This window comes from Rugosimonospora africana, from assembly GCF_016862975.1.
Classification (GTDB): domain Bacteria; phylum Actinomycetota; class Actinomycetes; order Mycobacteriales; family Micromonosporaceae; genus Rugosimonospora; species Rugosimonospora africana.
In genome coordinates this window covers 101,505-118,069 of the sequence record NZ_BONZ01000062.1, presented here as the reverse complement: position 1 = coordinate 118,069, position 16,565 = coordinate 101,505, and the positions used below count along the sequence as shown (strand labels likewise).

The following is a 16,565-nucleotide window of genomic DNA, read 5'->3' as shown; positions in this document are numbered from 1 at the left end:
TCATTCGCACTGAGCCTGCCGATTCGCTCGCTACTCTCGCTCATTCCGGCGCGGCCTCCTTCCTGCGATCCCGCAGCTCCATGGCCCGGCGGCGGCTGGGAATGAGCCCCTGCGGCCGGAAGATCATAACCAGGATGATGACCAGCCCGAACATCACGAACCGCCACTGGAACAGGTCGGTGTGCGAGATCGGGTCGGTGACCCCGCGGAGCCGCTCGGGGATGTAGGCGATCAGCGCACCACCCAGGATGGCGCCGGCGATGTTGCCGGAGCCGCCCATCACCACGCCGGCCAGGACCAGGATCGAGAACTGGAGGACGAAGGTGTTCGAGTTCACGAAGCCCTGGAAGCCGGCGAACATGACGCCGCCCAGCCCACCGACGAAGGCGCCGATGGCGAAGGCCCAGAGCTTGAACTTGACCGTCCGCACCCCCATCACCTCGGCCGCTTCCTCGTCCTCGCGGATGGCCAGCCAGGACCGGCCGACCCTGCTGCGGTCGAGGTTGCGGATCGCGAAGATGACCACGATGACCAGGGTCAGGCCCACCCAGTAGTACGGGGTGGAGTCGCGCACGCCGAACAGCGGGGTGCCGTCGGCGTGGTGACCGGGCGGGGCCGGGATCCGGGTGAAACCCGTGTCGCCGCGAAGGAAGCCCGGGGTACTGGTTGCGATGATCTTGATGAGTTCGGCGAACCCGAGCGTGACGATGGCCAGGTAGTCCCCGCGCAATCGCAGGGTCGGCCAGCCGAGGATGAGGCCCGAGAGCATCGCGATAGCGACCGCGACCGGGATCGTCTCCAGCCACGCCCAGTGGGTGTGCCAGAGGCTGTCCGGCGAGCTGAGCAGCGACACGGTGTACGCGCCGACCGCGAAGAAGCCGACGTACCCGAGGTCCAGCAGGCCGGCGTATCCGACGACGACGTTGAGGCCCAGCGACAGCAGGATGTAGTAGGAGACCGTGAACAGGGTGGTGCGCCAGTCGGTACCGGTCGTGATGATCTGCGGTCCGATGACCGGCACGTCGGCCGTGTACGGCAGCAGGTACGCCGCGGCGACAACCGCCACGAGGATGCCGGTACGGGCCGGCCACGGCAGGTTGGCGAACCAGCTTCGGATGCCGTTGCGCTTGCGGCGCGGCAGGGGCGCGGGTGTCTGCGCCTCGGCGGTGGGAGGGACGTCCACTGTGGTCATGCCGCCACCTCCTCCGGTACGAACGTCTCGCCGTGGTTCATGCGCGGGCCTTCCCTAGTGCCTCGCCGAGCAGACCGGTCGGCCGGAACATCAGGATCACCACGAGGATCACGAAGCCCACGGCGTCGTGCCACGCGGTGCCGAACAGTCCCGAACCGTAGTTGCCGACGAGCCCGAGCAGGAACCCGCCGACCAACGCGCCCCGCAGGTTTCCGATGCCGCCGAGCACGGCGGCGGTGAATGCCTGGATACCAAGCGTGAATCCCTGGTCGTAGCGAGTGTCGCCGATCTTCAAGACGTACATCACGGCGGCCACGCCGGCCATCAGCCCGCCGAGCAGGAAGACCAGCGAGATGACCCGGTTCTTGTTGACCCCCATCAGAGCCGCGCCGTCCGGGCTCTGCGCGACCGCGCGGATCCCGCGGCCCAACCGGGTGCGCCCGACGAACCACTCCAGCAGGACCATGAGCGCCAGCGCCAGCACCACCATCAGGATCTGCAGGCCGGTGATGTCGGTGTTGCCGAAGTGCACGACGGGCTTCGTCGAGATCATCGGCGGCACGCCACGGGGGTTGTGGTGGGTGAGCACGCCGATCGTCTCGGAAATCACCGTCGAGGCGCCGATCGCGGTGATCAGGAACGCCAGCGGCGGCGCGTTGCGCCGCCGTAGTGGCCGGTACGCGACCAGTTCGACGAGCAGCGCGGTCAGGCCGGAGACCACGGCCGCGACGGCCAGGCCCAGCAACAGGTATCCGATCGCGCCGCCGACCGAAGGCTGCGCCGAGTTCTGGTCCAGACCGAAGAATCCCCAGGTGATCAGGCACGCGAAGGTACCCATGATGAAGACTTCGGAGTGGGCGAAGTTGATGAGACGCAAAACGCCGTAGACCAGCGTGTAACCGAGCGCGAAGAGCGCGTAGATGGCGCCCTGAGCCAACCCGGTGACGGTCAACGGCCCGAAATCGTGTATGAGACCAGAGAAGTTCACACGAGGCTCCAGGAGCGAAGAGGGCGGTGCGGCCGGGAGTTCTTCGCCCCCCGGCCGCACCGGCCCATCGACCGAATTAGGTACAACTGATCAACCGATCAGCTCTTCGGAGCCTCCTGGTCCGGCGCCACGGTGCCGTCCGGCTGGAACTTGAACGCCCAGACCTTCAGCAGGCTGGGGTCCAGCTCACCGGTGCTGGTGAACTTGTAGGTGTTCGCGATACCGGTGTAGCTGTTGGTGTTGATGTAGTTGTTCAGCTTCGTCGTCGTGGTGTTGCCGGCGCTGATGCCCTGCAGGAAGAAGTTCGCCGCGTCGAACGCGACGTCGCTGTAGGTGCCAGCGTCCTGGTTCCAGCGGGCCTTGTAGTCGGCCACGAACGAGCCCTTGGCCTGCGAGGCCGGGGCGCACGGGCAGGTCACGATCGAGCCGGCCGCCGCGGCGTTGCCGGCCGCCTTCGAGAAGCCCGGGTCGTTCACACCGTCGCCGGCGACCTCGACGCCCTTCCAGCCCTGCGCGGTCAGCTGCTTACGCAGCAGGCCGGCGTTCTGGTAGTAGCCGCCGTAGAAGAACGCGGTGGCGCCACTGGAGACGATCTTGGTGACCGTGGGCGAGAAGTCGGTCTGCTGACCGTCGCCCTGAGTGTGGTCGGAACCCACGACCAGCGGGCCCAGGGTGCTCTTGACGATGTTGGCGAGGCCGGAGCCGTACGCGGACTGGTCGTCAGCGACGAACACCTTCTGCGCCTTGAGCACCGACTTGATGTAGTTCGCAGCGGCCGGCCCCTGCGCGTTGTCGTTGGCGACCGCGCGGTGGAAGGTCTTCCAGTTGCTGGTCGACAGCGACGGGCGCGTCGCGGACGGGGTGATCATCGGAATGCCGGCCTGGTCGAAGGTCGGGTCGGCGGCCTGCGACTCACCGGAGAACGGCGGGCCGATGATGCCGATAATCTTCGTGTCGGCGACGAGCTGCCGGGCCACACCAGGGGCGACCTGCTCGCTACCCTGCGAGTCGAACGTCTTCAGAACAATGCAGTTCTTGCCGTTCTTCGTGTTGTACTGCTCGACAGCCAGGGCCGCGCCCTGCTCGATGTTGACGCCGAGGTTGGCGGACGAGCCGGTCAGCGCACCGAAGTACGCCAGCTCATACCCACAGTTCTTGCCGCCACTCGACGACGAGTTGGTGTCCTTCGTGCTGTTACACGCCGCCGAACCAGCGATGACCGCCAGTACGGCTACGCCCCCAAGCGCACGTACAAGTCCCTGCCTCAAGGCCTCGAACCCTCCTCCATCCAATGACTCAGCGCTCCACAGGGGCGCGTCGCCCGGGCGTGGCGCGCTGAAGCCAGATCGCTGTGCCGATCTGGGGCGGGACGTTATCCCACTTCGCAAACCACCGTAAGGTTCTTTGGCAGGCGTTGACCTAACCGTTACTGACTGTGTTAGGCCGGGGATTGACCTGCAACGTTGTCGTTACCAGACGACTCGGCGATGATCCGGTCCGCGACCTCCCGCATCGTCATCCGGTGGTCCATCGCGGTGCGCTGAATCCACTTAAAAGCCTGCGGTTCGCTCATCCCGTACTGAGCCATCAGCGAGCCCTTCGCGCGCTCGACGGCCTTGCGGGTCTCCAGCCGATCGTTCAGCGACGCGATCTCCGACTCGAGCACGGTAATCTCGGCAAACCGCGACAACGCGATCTCGATGGCCGGCACCAGGTCGCTCTTCTGGAACGGCTTGACCAGGTAGGCCATCGCGCCCGCGGCGCGTGCCCGCTCGACCAGTTCCCGCTGGCTGAACGCGGTAAGGATGATCACCGGAGCGATCCGCGCGCCGGCGATCTTCTCGGCCGCCGCCAAGCCATCCATGATCGGCATCTTGATATCCAAGATCACAAGATCGGGCTTGAGCTCTTCGGCGAGCCGGACGGCGGTCTCCCCGTCGCCAGCTTCGCCGACGACGTCGTAGGACTCCTCCACCAGCATCTCGGCGAGGTCGAGCCGGATCAGCGCCTCGTCCTCGGCGATGAGTACCCTACGGCGTGGCCCGCCGTCCTGCGTCCCGGTCACCTGGTCCTACCCCCACGCTTCGATCTCAACACGCCGTATCCGGATGCCAATGCCATCAGCGTAGTGGGTAGGCTGTAGCGACCTACGCCCCTGTAGACCAACGGCAGAGTCAGTGGACTCAAAATCCATCCAGTGTGGGTTCGAATCCCACCGGGGGCACGTCGCAGATCCTCAACCTCACAGTGTGATCGGGTAGCCACGCACCGTGTCCAAGGGTCGGGGCGGAAGGATCACGGGTGGACTCAGGCGGCCTGTCAAAGACGCTGCGGTCACGGCGGCTTCGCCCTGGCGATCGGGTGCGGATCGTGTCTCCGGCCAGCCCACCGAGCCGTGACGGCGTCGCCCGTGGCGTTGAGCTGCTGACCTCGTGGGGCCTGCGCGTCGAGTTGGGCGAGCACGTGTTCGACCGGTGGGGATACATGGCCGGGCGGGATGAGGACCGCACCGCCGACCTCAACGCCGCCTTCCGCGACCCGGGCGTACGCGCCATCATCGCGACCCGGGGCGGCAAGGGTGCCTACCGCATCGTCGACGACCTGGATTTCGACGCTGTGCGGCGCGACCCCAAGCCGGTGGTCGGCTTCAGCGACATCACCCACATCCACCTCGCGTTGTGGTCCAGGTGCGGGCTGGCCGGACTACACGGGCCATTCGCCAACTGGAATGACCGGTGGTCCGGTCCCGCGTCGGCCGATGCGCTGCGCCGGGCGCTGATGACCACCGACCCGATCGTCGTGAGCCAGGACGCCGCGCAAGTCAGTGCGGCGGTCACCATCCACGGCACAGCCGGCGGGGTCCTGGTCGGTGGGAACCTCGACGCGATCCGCACCGAGACCGGCGCCGGCCTGCCCAACCTGCGCGGGGCCATCCTCTTCCTCGAACACCAGAAGGGCACCGGCCTCGGCGAAGTAGACCGCGCACTCACCCAACTGACCCGCTCAGGAGCCCTGGACGGATTGCACGGCGTCGCGCTCGGCCAGTTCATCGGGTTCGAGGACACCGTCGACGATCCTTCGCTGGGCGGCTGGGGCATCACCGACGTCCTGCGTGACCGACTGGAGCGTCTCCACGTGCCCGTCCTCGGCGGGCTTCCGGTCGGGCACAGCATCCACCCGCCGACGGTCCCACTCGGCACGCACGCCCACATCGACACGGCTTCCGGAACGCTCACCGTGGAACCCGCCGTCTACTGAAGCCGCGAGTACCTAACCTCGCCCGTACCGGGTCAGGACGGTGGCTCCGGCCTGCCCGGCCGACAGGCACTCCAGGTGGACGGGCGCACCGCCGGCGGGAAAGAGACGCTGACCGGTGCCGAGAATGGTGGGGAAGGTCAGGAGCCGGTACTCGTCGATCAGGTCCTCGGCCATCAGCGTCCGCACGACGCTGAGGCTGCCAGCGATGATCACATCGCGCCGCTCGCGCCTGATGATGTCGACCAGGTCGCCGTCGATGATCCGCGAGTTCGCCCACGCCGAACTGTCGGTCAGCGTCCGTGAGGCGATCAGTTTGGGCACGGCGTTCATCCGGGCGGAAAACGGGTCGTCGCGTCCCGGCCAGAGCCGGGAGAACAACTGCCAGGTCGTGCGGCCGAGCAGCATGACTCCCTCGTCCAGCAGCCGGCCGAGGCCGAACTTGTCCCCGGCGACGGTCTCCGGGCCGTGCCGGAAGGCCCAGCCGCCGGTCGGCGTGCCCGCCGACCCGTCGGGGTCGGACACGATTCCGTCCAGGGTGATGAACTGGATGACGACGACGCTCACGATGAATTCCCTTCGGTCGGTTCTCGCCGATACCTACCGGCGAGACCGGCGGAACTCATCGCGGTTGGGCGGACACGTCCAGAGAAATTTCCGTGGGCAGATCGAACGGCTCGAACACACGCGGGTCGGCGAACACGACATTGTGCGCGACCCGACCGCCGCTGACGGTGAAGACCTGCAGCGAGTGGAGCCGGTGCCCGCCGCCGGGTTGCCGGGCGTACGCGGCCAGCGCGGGCTGGCCATTGGCGGTCAGGCAGCTCACGCGCCAGTCGGTCCCCCGCATCTCGAAGACGCGCCGCAAGAACAGGCCGTAGTCGCGGCTGCCCCGGTACCAGAGCGGCACCGGCGGCATCTCCAGAACGGCGTCGTCGGTGAGCAGCCGTACCAGCGCGGGGACGTCGGCCGCTTCGAACGCCCGCTGGTACCGCTGAATGACCGCGCGCACCTGCGGATCGTCCGGTTCGGTGACCCCGCCGATGTCGCCCACTCCCGCCAGAGCGGCACGGGCTCGTTGCAGCGCGCTGTTGACCGCCGCGACGGTGGTGCCCAGTTGCTCGGCGGCCTCCGCGGCGCTGAAGTCCAGCACCTCGCGCAGCAGGAGCACTGCCCGCTGCCGCGCCGGCAGGGTCTGCATCGCGGCCACCAGCGCCAGCCGCAGGTCGGCCCGCACTTCCAGGTCGACCCGTGCGTCGGGAAACGGCTCCAGCCAGGGGATGTCCAACGCCGGTGTGAGCGGCGCCCCGGGGTCGTCGCTCGGTGCGCCCAACCCGGTCGGCAACGGCCGCCGCGCGCGCCGCTCCAGCGCCGTCAGGCAGGCGTTGGTGGCGATCCGGTACAGCCAGGTCCGGACCGACGCGCGGGTGCCGTCGTACCGGTCGCGAGCCTGCCATGCGCGCAGCATGGTCTCCTGCACCAGGTCCTCGGCCTCATGGAACGAGCCCAGCATGCGATAGCAGTACCCCAGCAACTCGCTCCGGTAAGACTCGAACTCCACGCGCCTATCTTGTCTCAGGACCTGCCGGTGGCGGCGGGCTGTCCCGCCGCCCACAGGAGGTGGGCCGCGTAGCCGCGCCAGGGCCGCCACCGCCGGGCGTGTTCGGCCAGGCCCGCGGCGTCGCCGGGCAGCCCGTGCCGCCGGGCCGCGGCGCGTATCCCCGGGTCGCCGGCCGGGAACGCGTCCGGGTCGCCGAGTGCGTACAGGCTGAGCTCCTCCACCAGAGCGGGACCGAGCCCGGGCACGGCGAGCATGGCCCGGCGCGCGGCGGCCCGGTCGGCGCCCTCGTCCACGACCAGCTCGCCGCTGGCCAACTGCCGGGCCAGGACACGCAGCGCGGGGCCGCGGGCCGGGGACAGGCCCAGCGTCGCCGGAGGGGCGGTGGCGACCGCGGCCGGCTCGGGGAAGGCGTGGGTCAGCCGGCCGTCCGGTGCGGGCAGTGGCTCGCCGAGCGCGGCGACCACGGCCGCCGCCCGAGGCCCGAGCACCGTGCGCAGCGCCGTCTCGGCTCCGTCGACGGTACCGGGCAGCCGCAGCCCCGGTAGCGCCTCGGCCAGCGGGGCAAGCACGGGGTCACGGGCCAGTACGGGAAGGTACGTCCGCGGGTCGGCGTCCAGGTCGAGCAGGCGCCGGCAGCGGGCCACCGCGGCACCCAGGTCCGCGACGGTGGTCAGCCGGAAGGTCGCCTGGACGTGGTCGGACGCCGGGCGCAGGGTCGCCGTACCGGGCCCGCCGGGCAGCCGGAGCACCCTGCGGTACTCGCCGTCCGCGTGCTCCTCGAGGCCCGGCACCGCCCGGGCGGCCAGCCAGCGCAGCACCCCGCGCGGGTCGTAGGGCGCCCGTACCGGCAGCCGCAGGGTGAGCACGCCGGCCGGTTGCGGGGAACCCCGCCGGTGCGCCGCGCGCAACTGAGACGGGGTGCTCGCGAAGATCTCGCGCAGGGTGTCGTTGAACTGCCGGATGCTCGCGAACCCGGCCGCGAAGGCGACCTCGCCGAACGGCATCCCGGTCGTCTCGACCAGCAGCCGGGCCTGGTGCGCGCGCTGGGAACGGGCCAGGGCGAGCGGCGGAGCGCCGACCTGCTCGACGAGCACGCGGTGCAGGTGCCGGCTGCTGACCGCGAGCCGGCGGGCCAGGCCCGGTACCCCCTCCCGGTCGACCACCCCGTCGGCGATCAGCCGCATGGCCCGGCCCGCCAAGTCTGCCCGGCTGTTCCAGTCGGGCGAGCCGGGCACCGCGTCCGGCCGGCAGCGCTTGCAGGCCCGCAGCCCGGCGAGCTGGGCGGCCGCCGCGGTCCGGTAGAAGGTGACATTCACCGCCTTGGGGCACACCGGTGACGGGCAGCTCGGCCGGCAGTAGATGCCGGTGCTGCGGACCCCGACGATGAACCAGCCGTCGAACCGCGGATCCCGGCTGCGGGTGGCCTGGAAGCACAGGTCGAAGTCGAGGTCCATGGCCCGATCATGCCCCGCTCGCGCTGGTCACCGACTGGTCTGGGTCGTCGCGCGGCATCAGACGCGCCGAGCCAGGCTGGTCTCCCGGTTCTGTCTCCGGGCGCGTGCCGGCGGCGGTCAGGTCCCGGGCGAAGGCGAGCGCCGGTACCGCCATCAGCGCGCAGACCGCGAGTACCGTGACGGCCGCCCCGTGCCGCAGGGTCAGCGCGGCCAGCCCCGCGCCGAGCGGCGGGGTGGCCTGCATGAGGGTGCGCAGCAACCCGAAGAGCCTTCCGTGGGTGCCGGCCGGGGCAACCGCCATACGCAGCGTCTGCGCCCAGGTGGTCATCGCCGCCGCGCAGCCGCCCAGCCCGACGAGCCCGGCGATGGCCGCCCACGGGGACGGCACCAGCAGCGCGAGTACCGTCCCGGCGGCGATCAGCGACGCGGCCACGATGGAACGGGTCAGCGACGGCCGCCAGTTCGGGCGCAGCAGGGTCAGCGCGGCCAGCAGCTCGCCGCCGGTCATCGCGGCCACCAGGTAGCCGTACCCGCCGGAGCCCAGTCCGTACTCGATCGCGCGCCTGGGCAGCACCACCAGCAGCGCGCCCTCGCCGATGTTGAACAGCGCGAACATGACGGTGGTGTCGCGCAGCACGGGCTCGCGGGCGACCAACCGCAGCACCGGCCCGAGCCCACCGGCCGACCGGCCGTCAGTGGCCTGGCGTTCTGGTCGGGTACCGGTCAGGCCGCGGGTACCGAGCAGGCACACCGCGAACGCCAGGTAGCTCAGCGCGTCGAAGGCCACCACGTACCAGGGTCCGGCGGTGGCCACCACGATGCCCGCGCCCACCGCGCCGACCAGGCCGGCGATCCCGAAGCTCGCCGACTCCAGGGCGTTGGCGGCCATCAGCTGCCCGGGCGGCACCAGGCTGGGGATGAGTGCCGGGAACCCGGCCAGACTGATCATCTTCAGCAACCCGTACACCGCGGCGACCAGGTACAGCTGCGTGGCGCTCAACCCGCCGAGCGCCACGGCCAGCGGTACCGACGCGAACACCGCCGCCCGCAGCAGGCTGTCGCCCGCCAGCAGCCACCGCCGGTCGTACCGGTCCAGGGCCCAGCCGGCGACCAGCCCGCCGACGGCCACCGGCGCGGTGTAGAGCGCGGCGAGCACGGCCACGCTCCCGTGCGCCCGACCCAACACGAGCGCCACCAGCGCTACCCAGCTCGCGGCGTCGCCGGCGGCGGACACGGTCGCGCCGATCCACACCCGGCGGAACGCGGCGGTCGTCAGCGGGGACCCTGCCGGGGTCCGGTCCTCGTCAGTCACCCGGACCATGCTGGGGCCCGGCGCCGGCTCGCGCTGGCGGAAATCGGCCAGCTCGGTCCCGCCGAAAATCGATTGCCCGGCGATGCGTGCTCGGGCACGCTCGTGTCCATGACGTTCTGACGGCCAGCGCCCCGCTTGCTCCCGGTCCTTCTCCGGAACCCTTCGCTGGGGCCCTTTCTCCCGCACCCGCGCCGCAAACCCGCGCCGCGTTGCCGTCCGTCCTCTGTGGAAAGAAGAGAGCGTCTTTGTCCGCACCGCACCTCCGGCGGAACACCCCGCCGCAGTCCACTCCGGCCGCGAGTTCGGCCACTGTCACCGTGTACGCGTCCCCGGCGAGCTGGATCGAGTCCGACGCCCTCGATCAGTGCCGGCAGGTCGCCGCCCTCGATGGCATGGTTCACGTTGCCGGCATGCCGGACCTGCATCCCGGCAAGGGCGCCCCGATCGGTGCCGCCATGGCGTCGACCGTGCTGTACCCGTTCCTGGTCGGCTCCGACATCGGCTGCGGCATCGCGGTGTTTCCCATCGCGCTCAAGCGCCCGGTGCCCGAGCGGCTCGCCGCCCGGTTCCCCGACCTCGACCGCGCGCTCGACCCCGACCGGGACGCGGGTGACCCGGCGTGGGACGCGGTCGAGGGCGGCATCCCCGCCGGGTACCTCGATGGTCTCGGGACCGTCGGCCGGGGCAACCACTTCGTGGAGCTGGCGCGGATCGAGACCGTCCTCGAGCCGGACCACGCGATCCGGCTCGGGCTGGCCGGCGGCGACCTGGTCCTCATCGTCCACAGTGGATCGCGCGGGATGGGTGAGCGGATCCTGCGCGCGCACACCGAGGTTCACGGTGCTGGGCCGGCCCCCGATCCCGCCGCCTACCTGGCGATGCACGACGACGCCGTCCGCTGGGGGTCGGTCAACCGGCGGCTGCTCGCCGCACGGGTCGCTCACGCCCTGGGCGCCGAACCGACCGAGCCGATCGTCGACCAGAGCCACAACCTGGTCGAGGTCCGCGACGGCGGGTACCTGCACCGCAAGGGCGCGGCGCCGGGTGACGGCCGTGACGTGCTCATCGCCGGTACCCGCGGCACCCGCTCCTACCTCGTGGCCGCCCACGCCGGGCCGGGCGCGAACTACTCGGTCGCGCACGGCGCGGGCCGCAAGATGTCGCGTGCCGACGCCCTGCGCCGGGGCCGGGCCAAGCACACAGTCGAAGAGCTGCGCCGGACGCCGCTCGGGTCGCTGGTCGTGTGCGGCGACCGCCAGCTGCTGTTCGAGGAGGCACCGGCGGCGTACAAGCGCATCGAGCAGGTGATCGGCGACCTCGTCGAGCACGAGCTGGCCACACCGGTGGCCACGACGGTCCCGCTGGTCACCTACAAGACGCCCGACCTCGGGTCCACGCCGCCGGGCGACCGCCGGGACCACCGCCGCGGTCGGGGCCGGCGGTGAGCGTGCACCTGCTCCTGTCCGCCGGGCGCGGCCCGCGGGAGTGTGCCTGGGCGCTGGCCCGGTTGCTGGATCGCATGGAGGCCGACGCCACCCGGCAGAACCTGCGGACCCGCCGGGTCCAGACGGTCTCCGGCGACCGACCGGGCACGTACCGGTCGGTGCTGGTTCGGGTTTCCGGGTCCGGCGCCGATTCCTTCGCCGGCTCGTGGACCGGAACGCTGTGCTGGCAGGCTCCCAGCCCGTACCGGACCACCGGCCGGAAGAACTGGTACGTCATCGCCCGGCCGTGCCAGGTCGACACTCCGCACACCGTGTTCCTGGAGACGGACGTCGAGGTGGTCGCCTGCCGTACCGGTGGGCCCGGCGGCCAGCACCGGAACAAGGCCAGTACGGCGGTGCGAGCGACCCACCGCCCCTCGGGAATCGTCGTCGTGGTCGACACCGAGCGGCAGTTCAGCCTCAACCGGCGCATCGCGATGCGGTTGCTGCGGCAGCGTGTCGGACGTGGCGACGAGGCGGCCGAGCGGGTGGCCACGACGGCCCGCTGGCGTACCCACGACGAACTGATCCGTGGCAACCCCACCAGGACCGAACGCCCCTCGGGCGGCGGTTAGGCCGTGTCTCCCCGGGCCCCGCCGTAGTCCGGCAGGGTGATGGCGTCGGCATGCTCGAACACCCGCTTGGCGAGGATGCGGCGAAGCGGCCGGCGCGTCATCACCCGCATCGACAGGTCGCGCACCGAAATCATCAGCTGAGTCTGCGGCGCGTAGCTGCTCACGCCGCCGGGCGGCAGCGTCTGGCACTGCCGGACGTAGTCCCGCATGACCTCCTGGTAGCGGGCGAACGCCGCCTCGTGGTCGCCCCGCGCGACCGCGAGCTCGCCGGCCAGCACGTACGCGCCGACCAGAGCCATGCTCGTGCCCATTCCGGTCAACGGGGAGCCGCAGTATCCGGCGTCGCCGACCAACGCCACCCGCCCGCGCGACCACTTCTCCAGGTGTACCTGGCAGATGGTGTCGAAGTAGAAGTCCGACGCCCCCCACATCGCGTCGAGCATCGCCGGCACCCGCCAGCCGACCCCGGCGAACGCGTCGGCGAGGATCTGGCGCTGCTGGTCCACGTCGTTCCGGTCGTAACCGAGCGGCTCCGAGGTGAAGCTGAGCAGGGCCTTGGCCGTGCCGCCCCGCTCCGGACGGATGGCCGCCACCCTGCCGCCCGGCGCGTTGAACATGAGGAGCCAGTTCTCCAGGTCGCCCGGATCGGGCACGGTGAAGTACGCGGTGTACGCGCCCAGCGGGCGGACGTAGTTCTCCTCGGGTCCGAAGGCCAGCCGCCGTACGCCCGAGTGCACGCCGTCCGCGCCGACCACGAGGTCGAACGCGCGGACGGCGCCGCTGGCGAACCGCACGGTCACCCCGTCGCGCTCCTCGGCGAGTTCGGTGATCCGGTCGTTGAACAGGTACTCGACGTCGTCCTTCGTGGCGTCATAGAGAACCTGGGTCAGGTCGCCGCGCATGATTTCGATCTCGGCCACCATGCCGTCCCCGTCGAACATGTCGGCCGGCATGCTCATGACCCACCGTCCGTTGGCGTCGACGTTCGCCACGCCGCGCTCGTCGACGCGCAGTTCGCGTATCCGTGGCATGACACCCATCCGGTCGGCCACCTGGCGCCCGGCGCCTCGCAGGTCGACTGCCTGGCCACCGGGGCGCAGTCCGTCGCCGAGCTCGACGATGGTCGGGGCGAAGCCGTAGCGGCGCAGCCAGAACGCCAGCACGGGACCGGCGATGCTCGCTCCGGAGATGAGGACGGTCTTGGTGGTCATGGCGCTCCCTCTCGGCGGGATGTACGGTGTAGAACACATGATGTTCTACGCCGTATTGAACGCCGCAATACCGCCGCTGTGCTGCTGATCCTCTTGATGCTCGTACTAGTACTGTGGCTAGGACACCTCAGCGGGCACGGCGGCGGTCAGAGCGCAGGAGTGTGAGATGGCTAACCGGGGCGTACTAGTACGTGGCGCCGCCGCGCGAGGGGAGGTCCGGTGAGCGGTCCGGGCCCGGCTTACCTGCGCATCGTCGAGGAAATCCGCACCCGGATCACCGTTGGCGAGCTACGACAGGGCGACCGGATCCCCTCCGCCCGCCAGATCAGGCAAGAGTGGGGAGTCGCGATCGCGACCGCCACCAAGGTGCACGCCACCCTGCGGCAGGAGGGACTGACCCGGGTCGTGCCGGGCACCGGTACCGTCGTGGCCGCCGTACCCGCCGCGCCGGCATCGCCGGATACCACCGCCCCGCCGCGGCGACGTGCCACCACCCGCGAGTCCGGCAGACCCGTGAGCCGTCAGCGGATCGTGCGCGCCGCCATCGAGATCGCCGATGCCGAGGGCATGGCCGAGGTGTCCATGAGACGGATCGCGTCCGAGTTCAGCGTCGCGACGATGTCGCTCTACCGGCACGTCGCGAGCAAGGACGACCTGATCGTGCACATGATCGACGCCGCGCTCGGGGAGCAAGCCTTCCCGACCCCGGTACCGGAGGGCTGGCGGGCCGGGCTGGAACAGATCGGACGGGCGGTGTGGGCCGTCTTCAACCGCCACCCATGGCTGGCTCCCGCCATGTCCATCACCCGCCCACAGCCGACCCCTAACGCCGTGGCCGTCACCGACCGGGTGCTGCACGCGCTGGAAGACACCGGCCTGGGCATGGAGGATCGGCTCTACGTCCACCTCATGCTGTTCACCTTCGTCCGCGGCGTGGCCACGGCGCTCGAACCCGAGGCGGAGGCGCGGCGCGAGACCGGCATCACCGACCGCCAGTGGACGAACTCCCAGGAGGCGCTGCTGCGACAGGTGAGCCCGGCCGAATCCCCGCTGCTGCACATGGCCCTACAGGACGACTTCGACCTCGACCTGGCGAAGCTGTTCGAGTTCGGGCTGACCCGGCTCCTGGACGGGATCGAAGCGCACCTGCGCCCAGCCGCGTTCACACCTGGGCGGTAGCCGCTGGTTCATACACTCGACACTGTGCCCGACATCGTGGAGTTGCTGGCCTCGCCCGCGCACCGCTACGTAGGCAGACCCGCCGACGGTCCGGCCCCGGCACCACCCGGTGAACTGGTGGAGCGGATCCGCATCCGAGAGGGACTCGGCATCGTCGGCGACCGGTACTTCGGCAAGCAGGCGCACCGGGACGCGAGCGTCACCGTGATCGCCCGGGAGTCGTTGCCACCCGGCGCCAGCCTGGTGCAGGTCAGGCGCAACATCCTGGTGTCCGGCATACCGGTCGACGACCTGATCGGCGCGGTCCTGACGCTCGATTCGGGCGAGGGACCGGTGAGCCTGCGCGTGCACCGGCCGGCGAACCCGTGCGCCTGGATGGACGCCACCATCGGTCCCGGCGCACGGCAGTGGCTGCGCGGCAAGGGCGGCATCCGGTGCAGCCCGCTGAACGACGGCACGTTGCGCCTCGGTCCGGTCACCGTGACGATCGACAGTTAGCCGGGCCGCCGTGGGACCGGCGCCGATCACGCGGCGAGCCTCCGATACCTGCGGGCGGACAGGGGCAGGAAGACCGCGGTCAGCACCAGCGCCGAGGCGACCGCCACGAGTACGGCGTGCCGCGCGGCGTAGCTGTCGGCACCCCAGCCGGGGCTGCCGGACAGTTCGCGAACCGCCGACGCGGTCGTTGACAGCGGGTTCCAGGAGGCGATGGCCCCGAGCCAGGACGGCATGGTCGTCGGATCGACGAACACACCGGACAGGAATGCCACCGGCCAGACCAGAATCTGCACCGCGGCAACGGATTCCGGCCCCTTGACGACGAGTCCGAGGTAGATGCCGAGCCATAGCAACGCGAAGCGCAGGAGCACCAGGAGGCACAACGCGCCGAGCGCGGCGACGAGGCCGTGGTTCCACCGCCAGCCGACCGCCAGACCGGCGAGAACCAGGATGCCCAGGCCGAGTACGGAGTTCGCCAGGTCGGCCAGGCATCGGCCGGCGACCACGGCAGAGGCGTTCGTCGGCATCGACCGCAACCGGTCGGTGACGCCTTTGGCCGCGTCGGTGGCCACCGCCGTCACCGTCGTCTCCAACCCGAAGACCACGGTCAACGCGAGCATGCCGGGCACCAGAAATTCGAAGTACCGGCCGCTCGGGCCGCCGATCGCGCCGCCGAAGAGGCCGCCGAACATGAGCAGGATCATGATGGGGAACAGCCAACTCACCGCGGCCACGCCCGGCCGGGCCAGCCAGTGCGCGAGATCCCGCCGGGTCAGCGTCCAGACGTCCGACGCGTACCACCGCAGTGCCGTCATGCGATCACCTCGCTGCGCCCGGCGTCGGTCGTCCAGCCGGCGGAGTCCAGCCGCAGGAACACCTCGTCCAGGGTGGGACGCCGGAGGGTCACGTCGACCGGGTCGATGCCACGCTCGCTCAGCGTCCCGGCGATCCGCATGAGCGCTTGCGTCTTCGCCACGACCGGGACGCTCATCCGCAGGTCGGCGGTGTCCACTTCGACCTGCCCGGCGCTCAACGGGCCGATCGCCTCGACCGCCCAGGTCAGCTCGGTGTCGCTGTTCAGCACGATGTCGATCCGGTCGTCCCCGACCATCGACTTGACCTGCTCGGGCGTGCCTTCGAGGACGACCCCGCCGTGGGCCAGCATGGCGATCCGGTCGGCCAGCTGATCGGCTTCTTCGAGGTACTGGGTGGTCAGCAGCACGGTGGTACCGGTGGCGACAAGTCCACGGATGGAGGCCCAGACCTCCTGGCGCCCCTGCGGGTCCAGACCGGTCGTCGGCTCGTCGAGGAACAGCACCGCCGGTTCGGCGATCAGGCTCGCGGCCAGGTCGAGCCGCCGGCGCATCCCGCCGGAATAGCTGCCCACCGGGGTGCGACCGGTGCGCGGGAGCGAGAACCGTTCCAGCAGTTCATCGGCTCGTCGCCTGGCCTGGGCCGCGCCGAGATGGTGCAGCCGGCCGAACAGCTCCAGGTTCTGCCGTCCGGTCAGGATCTCGTCGACCGCCGCGGACTGCCCGACCAGGCCGATCCGACGGCGCACTTGCGCGGCCTGGCGCAGGACGTCGTATCCGGCGACGCGCACCTCGCCCGCGTCGGGCGCCAGCAGTGTCGAGAGGATCCGCACCGCGGTGGTCTTCCCCGCTCCGTTGGGACCGAGCAGGCCGCAGACGCTGCCCGGCTCCACCCGCAGGTCGAACCCGCACAGCCCGGCCCCCTCGGCCCCGCCCCGGTATCGCTTGTGCACGCCGTGCGCCGCGATGGCGCTTCCTGTCCGGTCCACTGGCCGCCCCTCGGTCGATCGGTTCCGTACCTCGTACCGTACAAGGTACGGTACC

Annotated in this window: 16 protein-coding genes and 1 tRNA gene; 6 read left to right on the top strand and 11 right to left on the bottom strand. The window is 70.6% G+C overall.

Annotated features, from left to right (window positions below; genetic code table 11):
• Positions 1–40: 40 nt before the first annotated feature.
• The 4 genes from Raf01_RS31175 to Raf01_RS31160 all read right to left on the bottom strand — a co-directional run bounded on the left by Raf01_RS31175 (position 41) and on the right by Raf01_RS31160 (position 4,245).
• Positions 41–1,192, bottom strand: coding sequence for a branched-chain amino acid ABC transporter permease (locus Raf01_RS31175; protein WP_203921638.1), 1,152 nt, complete (start codon positions 1,190–1,192; stop codon positions 41–43).
• Positions 1,193–1,229: 37 nt separating this feature from the next.
• Positions 1,230–2,180 (bottom strand): branched-chain amino acid ABC transporter permease, encoded by a 951-nt coding sequence (locus tag Raf01_RS31170; protein ID WP_203921637.1) that lies wholly within the window; start codon positions 2,178–2,180, stop codon positions 1,230–1,232.
• 98 nt (positions 2,181–2,278) lie between these two features.
• A complete protein-coding gene (locus Raf01_RS31165; RefSeq protein ID WP_203921636.1) occupies positions 2,279–3,448 on the bottom strand; it encodes a branched-chain amino acid ABC transporter substrate-binding protein in 1,170 nt (389 codons plus the stop codon).
• Positions 3,449–3,618: 170 nt separating this feature from the next.
• Positions 3,619–4,245, bottom strand: coding sequence for an ANTAR domain-containing response regulator (locus tag Raf01_RS31160; RefSeq protein ID WP_239134076.1), 627 nt, complete (start codon positions 4,243–4,245; stop codon positions 3,619–3,621).
• 86 nt (positions 4,246–4,331) lie between these two features.
• On the opposite strand from Raf01_RS31160, the gene Raf01_RS31155 reads away from it, so the two are divergent.
• Positions 4,332–4,404: transfer RNA gene (locus tag Raf01_RS31155), tRNA-Leu, on the top strand.
• A gap of 137 nt (positions 4,405–4,541) precedes the next feature.
• On the top strand, positions 4,542–5,438 hold the full coding sequence (locus Raf01_RS31150) for a S66 peptidase family protein (RefSeq protein WP_373319619.1): 897 nt from the start codon (positions 4,542–4,544) through the stop codon (positions 5,436–5,438).
• Between the two features lie 12 nt (positions 5,439–5,450).
• Here Raf01_RS31150 and Raf01_RS31145 read toward each other — a convergent pair whose 3' ends face one another.
• Genes Raf01_RS31145 through Raf01_RS31130 form a run of 4 tightly spaced genes read right to left on the bottom strand, consistent with a single transcriptional unit; the run spans position 5,451 to position 9,762 of the window.
• Positions 5,451–6,002, bottom strand: a complete 552-nt coding sequence (locus Raf01_RS31145) for a dihydrofolate reductase family protein (protein WP_203921635.1) — start codon at positions 6,000–6,002, stop codon at positions 5,451–5,453.
• Positions 6,003–6,057: 55 nt separating this feature from the next.
• Complete coding sequence (locus Raf01_RS31140; protein WP_239134074.1) at positions 6,058–6,996, bottom strand: sigma-70 family RNA polymerase sigma factor; 939 nt, start codon at positions 6,994–6,996, stop codon at positions 6,058–6,060.
• 14 nt (positions 6,997–7,010) lie between these two features.
• On the bottom strand, positions 7,011–8,450 hold the full coding sequence (locus tag Raf01_RS31135) for a DNA-3-methyladenine glycosylase 2 family protein (protein WP_203921634.1): 1,440 nt from the start codon (positions 8,448–8,450) through the stop codon (positions 7,011–7,013).
• Between the two features lie 7 nt (positions 8,451–8,457).
• The gene (locus tag Raf01_RS31130; RefSeq protein WP_203921633.1) at positions 8,458–9,762 is read right to left on the bottom strand and encodes an MFS transporter; all 1,305 of its coding nucleotides are present in this window, start codon (positions 9,760–9,762) and stop codon (positions 8,458–8,460) included.
• Positions 9,763–10,007: 245 nt separating this feature from the next.
• On the opposite strand from Raf01_RS31130, the gene Raf01_RS31125 reads away from it, so the two are divergent.
• Both Raf01_RS31125 and prfH read left to right on the top strand, forming a co-directional pair.
• Positions 10,008–11,207 carry an RNA ligase RtcB family protein gene (locus Raf01_RS31125; protein ID WP_203921632.1) on the top strand — a complete coding sequence of 400 codons (1,200 nt, stop codon included), beginning with the start codon at positions 10,008–10,010 and terminating at the stop codon, positions 11,205–11,207.
• Positions 11,204–11,821, top strand: a complete 618-nt coding sequence (gene prfH / locus Raf01_RS31120) for a peptide chain release factor H (RefSeq protein ID WP_203921631.1) — start codon at positions 11,204–11,206, stop codon at positions 11,819–11,821. The genes Raf01_RS31125 and prfH overlap by 4 nt, the downstream gene beginning before the upstream one ends.
• Here prfH and Raf01_RS31115 read toward each other — a convergent pair.
• Entirely contained in the window at positions 11,818–13,032 is a 1,215-nt protein-coding gene (locus Raf01_RS31115) for an FAD-dependent monooxygenase (protein ID WP_203921630.1), read from the bottom strand. The genes prfH and Raf01_RS31115 overlap by 4 nt on opposite strands.
• Before the next feature lie 219 nt (positions 13,033–13,251).
• Here Raf01_RS31115 and Raf01_RS31110 point away from each other — a divergent pair, with 219 nt between their 5' ends.
• Both Raf01_RS31110 and Raf01_RS31105 read left to right on the top strand, forming a co-directional pair.
• Entirely contained in the window at positions 13,252–14,211 is a 960-nt protein-coding gene (locus Raf01_RS31110; protein ID WP_203921629.1) for a TetR/AcrR family transcriptional regulator, read from the top strand.
• A gap of 24 nt (positions 14,212–14,235) precedes the next feature.
• The gene (locus Raf01_RS31105; protein ID WP_203921628.1) at positions 14,236–14,709 is read left to right on the top strand and encodes an MOSC domain-containing protein; all 474 of its coding nucleotides are present in this window, start codon (positions 14,236–14,238) and stop codon (positions 14,707–14,709) included.
• Positions 14,710–14,735: 26 nt separating this feature from the next.
• Here Raf01_RS31105 and Raf01_RS31100 read toward each other — a convergent pair whose 3' ends face one another.
• Both Raf01_RS31100 and Raf01_RS31095 read right to left on the bottom strand, forming a co-directional pair.
• Positions 14,736–15,524 carry an ABC transporter permease gene (locus Raf01_RS31100; protein ID WP_203921627.1) on the bottom strand — a complete coding sequence of 263 codons (789 nt, stop codon included), beginning with the start codon at positions 15,522–15,524 and terminating at the stop codon, positions 14,736–14,738.
• Complete coding sequence (locus Raf01_RS31095) at positions 15,521–16,510, bottom strand: ATP-binding cassette domain-containing protein (protein WP_203921626.1); 990 nt, start codon at positions 16,508–16,510, stop codon at positions 15,521–15,523. Before Raf01_RS31095 ends, Raf01_RS31100 begins: the two co-directional genes overlap by 4 nt.
• Between the last annotated feature and the right edge of the window lie 55 nt (positions 16,511–16,565).

What these genes read in the sequence shown, in the direction of transcription:
- Raf01_RS31100 (WP_203921627.1), bottom strand. Translation starts at nt 15,524, where the DNA reads ATGACGGCACTGCGGTGGTACGCGTCGGACGTCTGGACGCTGACCCGG.
- Raf01_RS31115 (WP_203921630.1), bottom strand. Translation starts at nt 13,032, where the DNA reads ATGACCACCAAGACCGTCCTCATCTCCGGAGCGAGCATCGCCGGTCCC.
- Raf01_RS31135 (WP_203921634.1), bottom strand. Translation starts at nt 8,450, where the DNA reads ATGGACCTCGACTTCGACCTGTGCTTCCAGGCCACCCGCAGCCGGGAT.
- Raf01_RS31175 (WP_203921638.1), bottom strand. Translation starts at nt 1,192, where the DNA reads ATGACCACAGTGGACGTCCCTCCCACCGCCGAGGCGCAGACACCCGCG.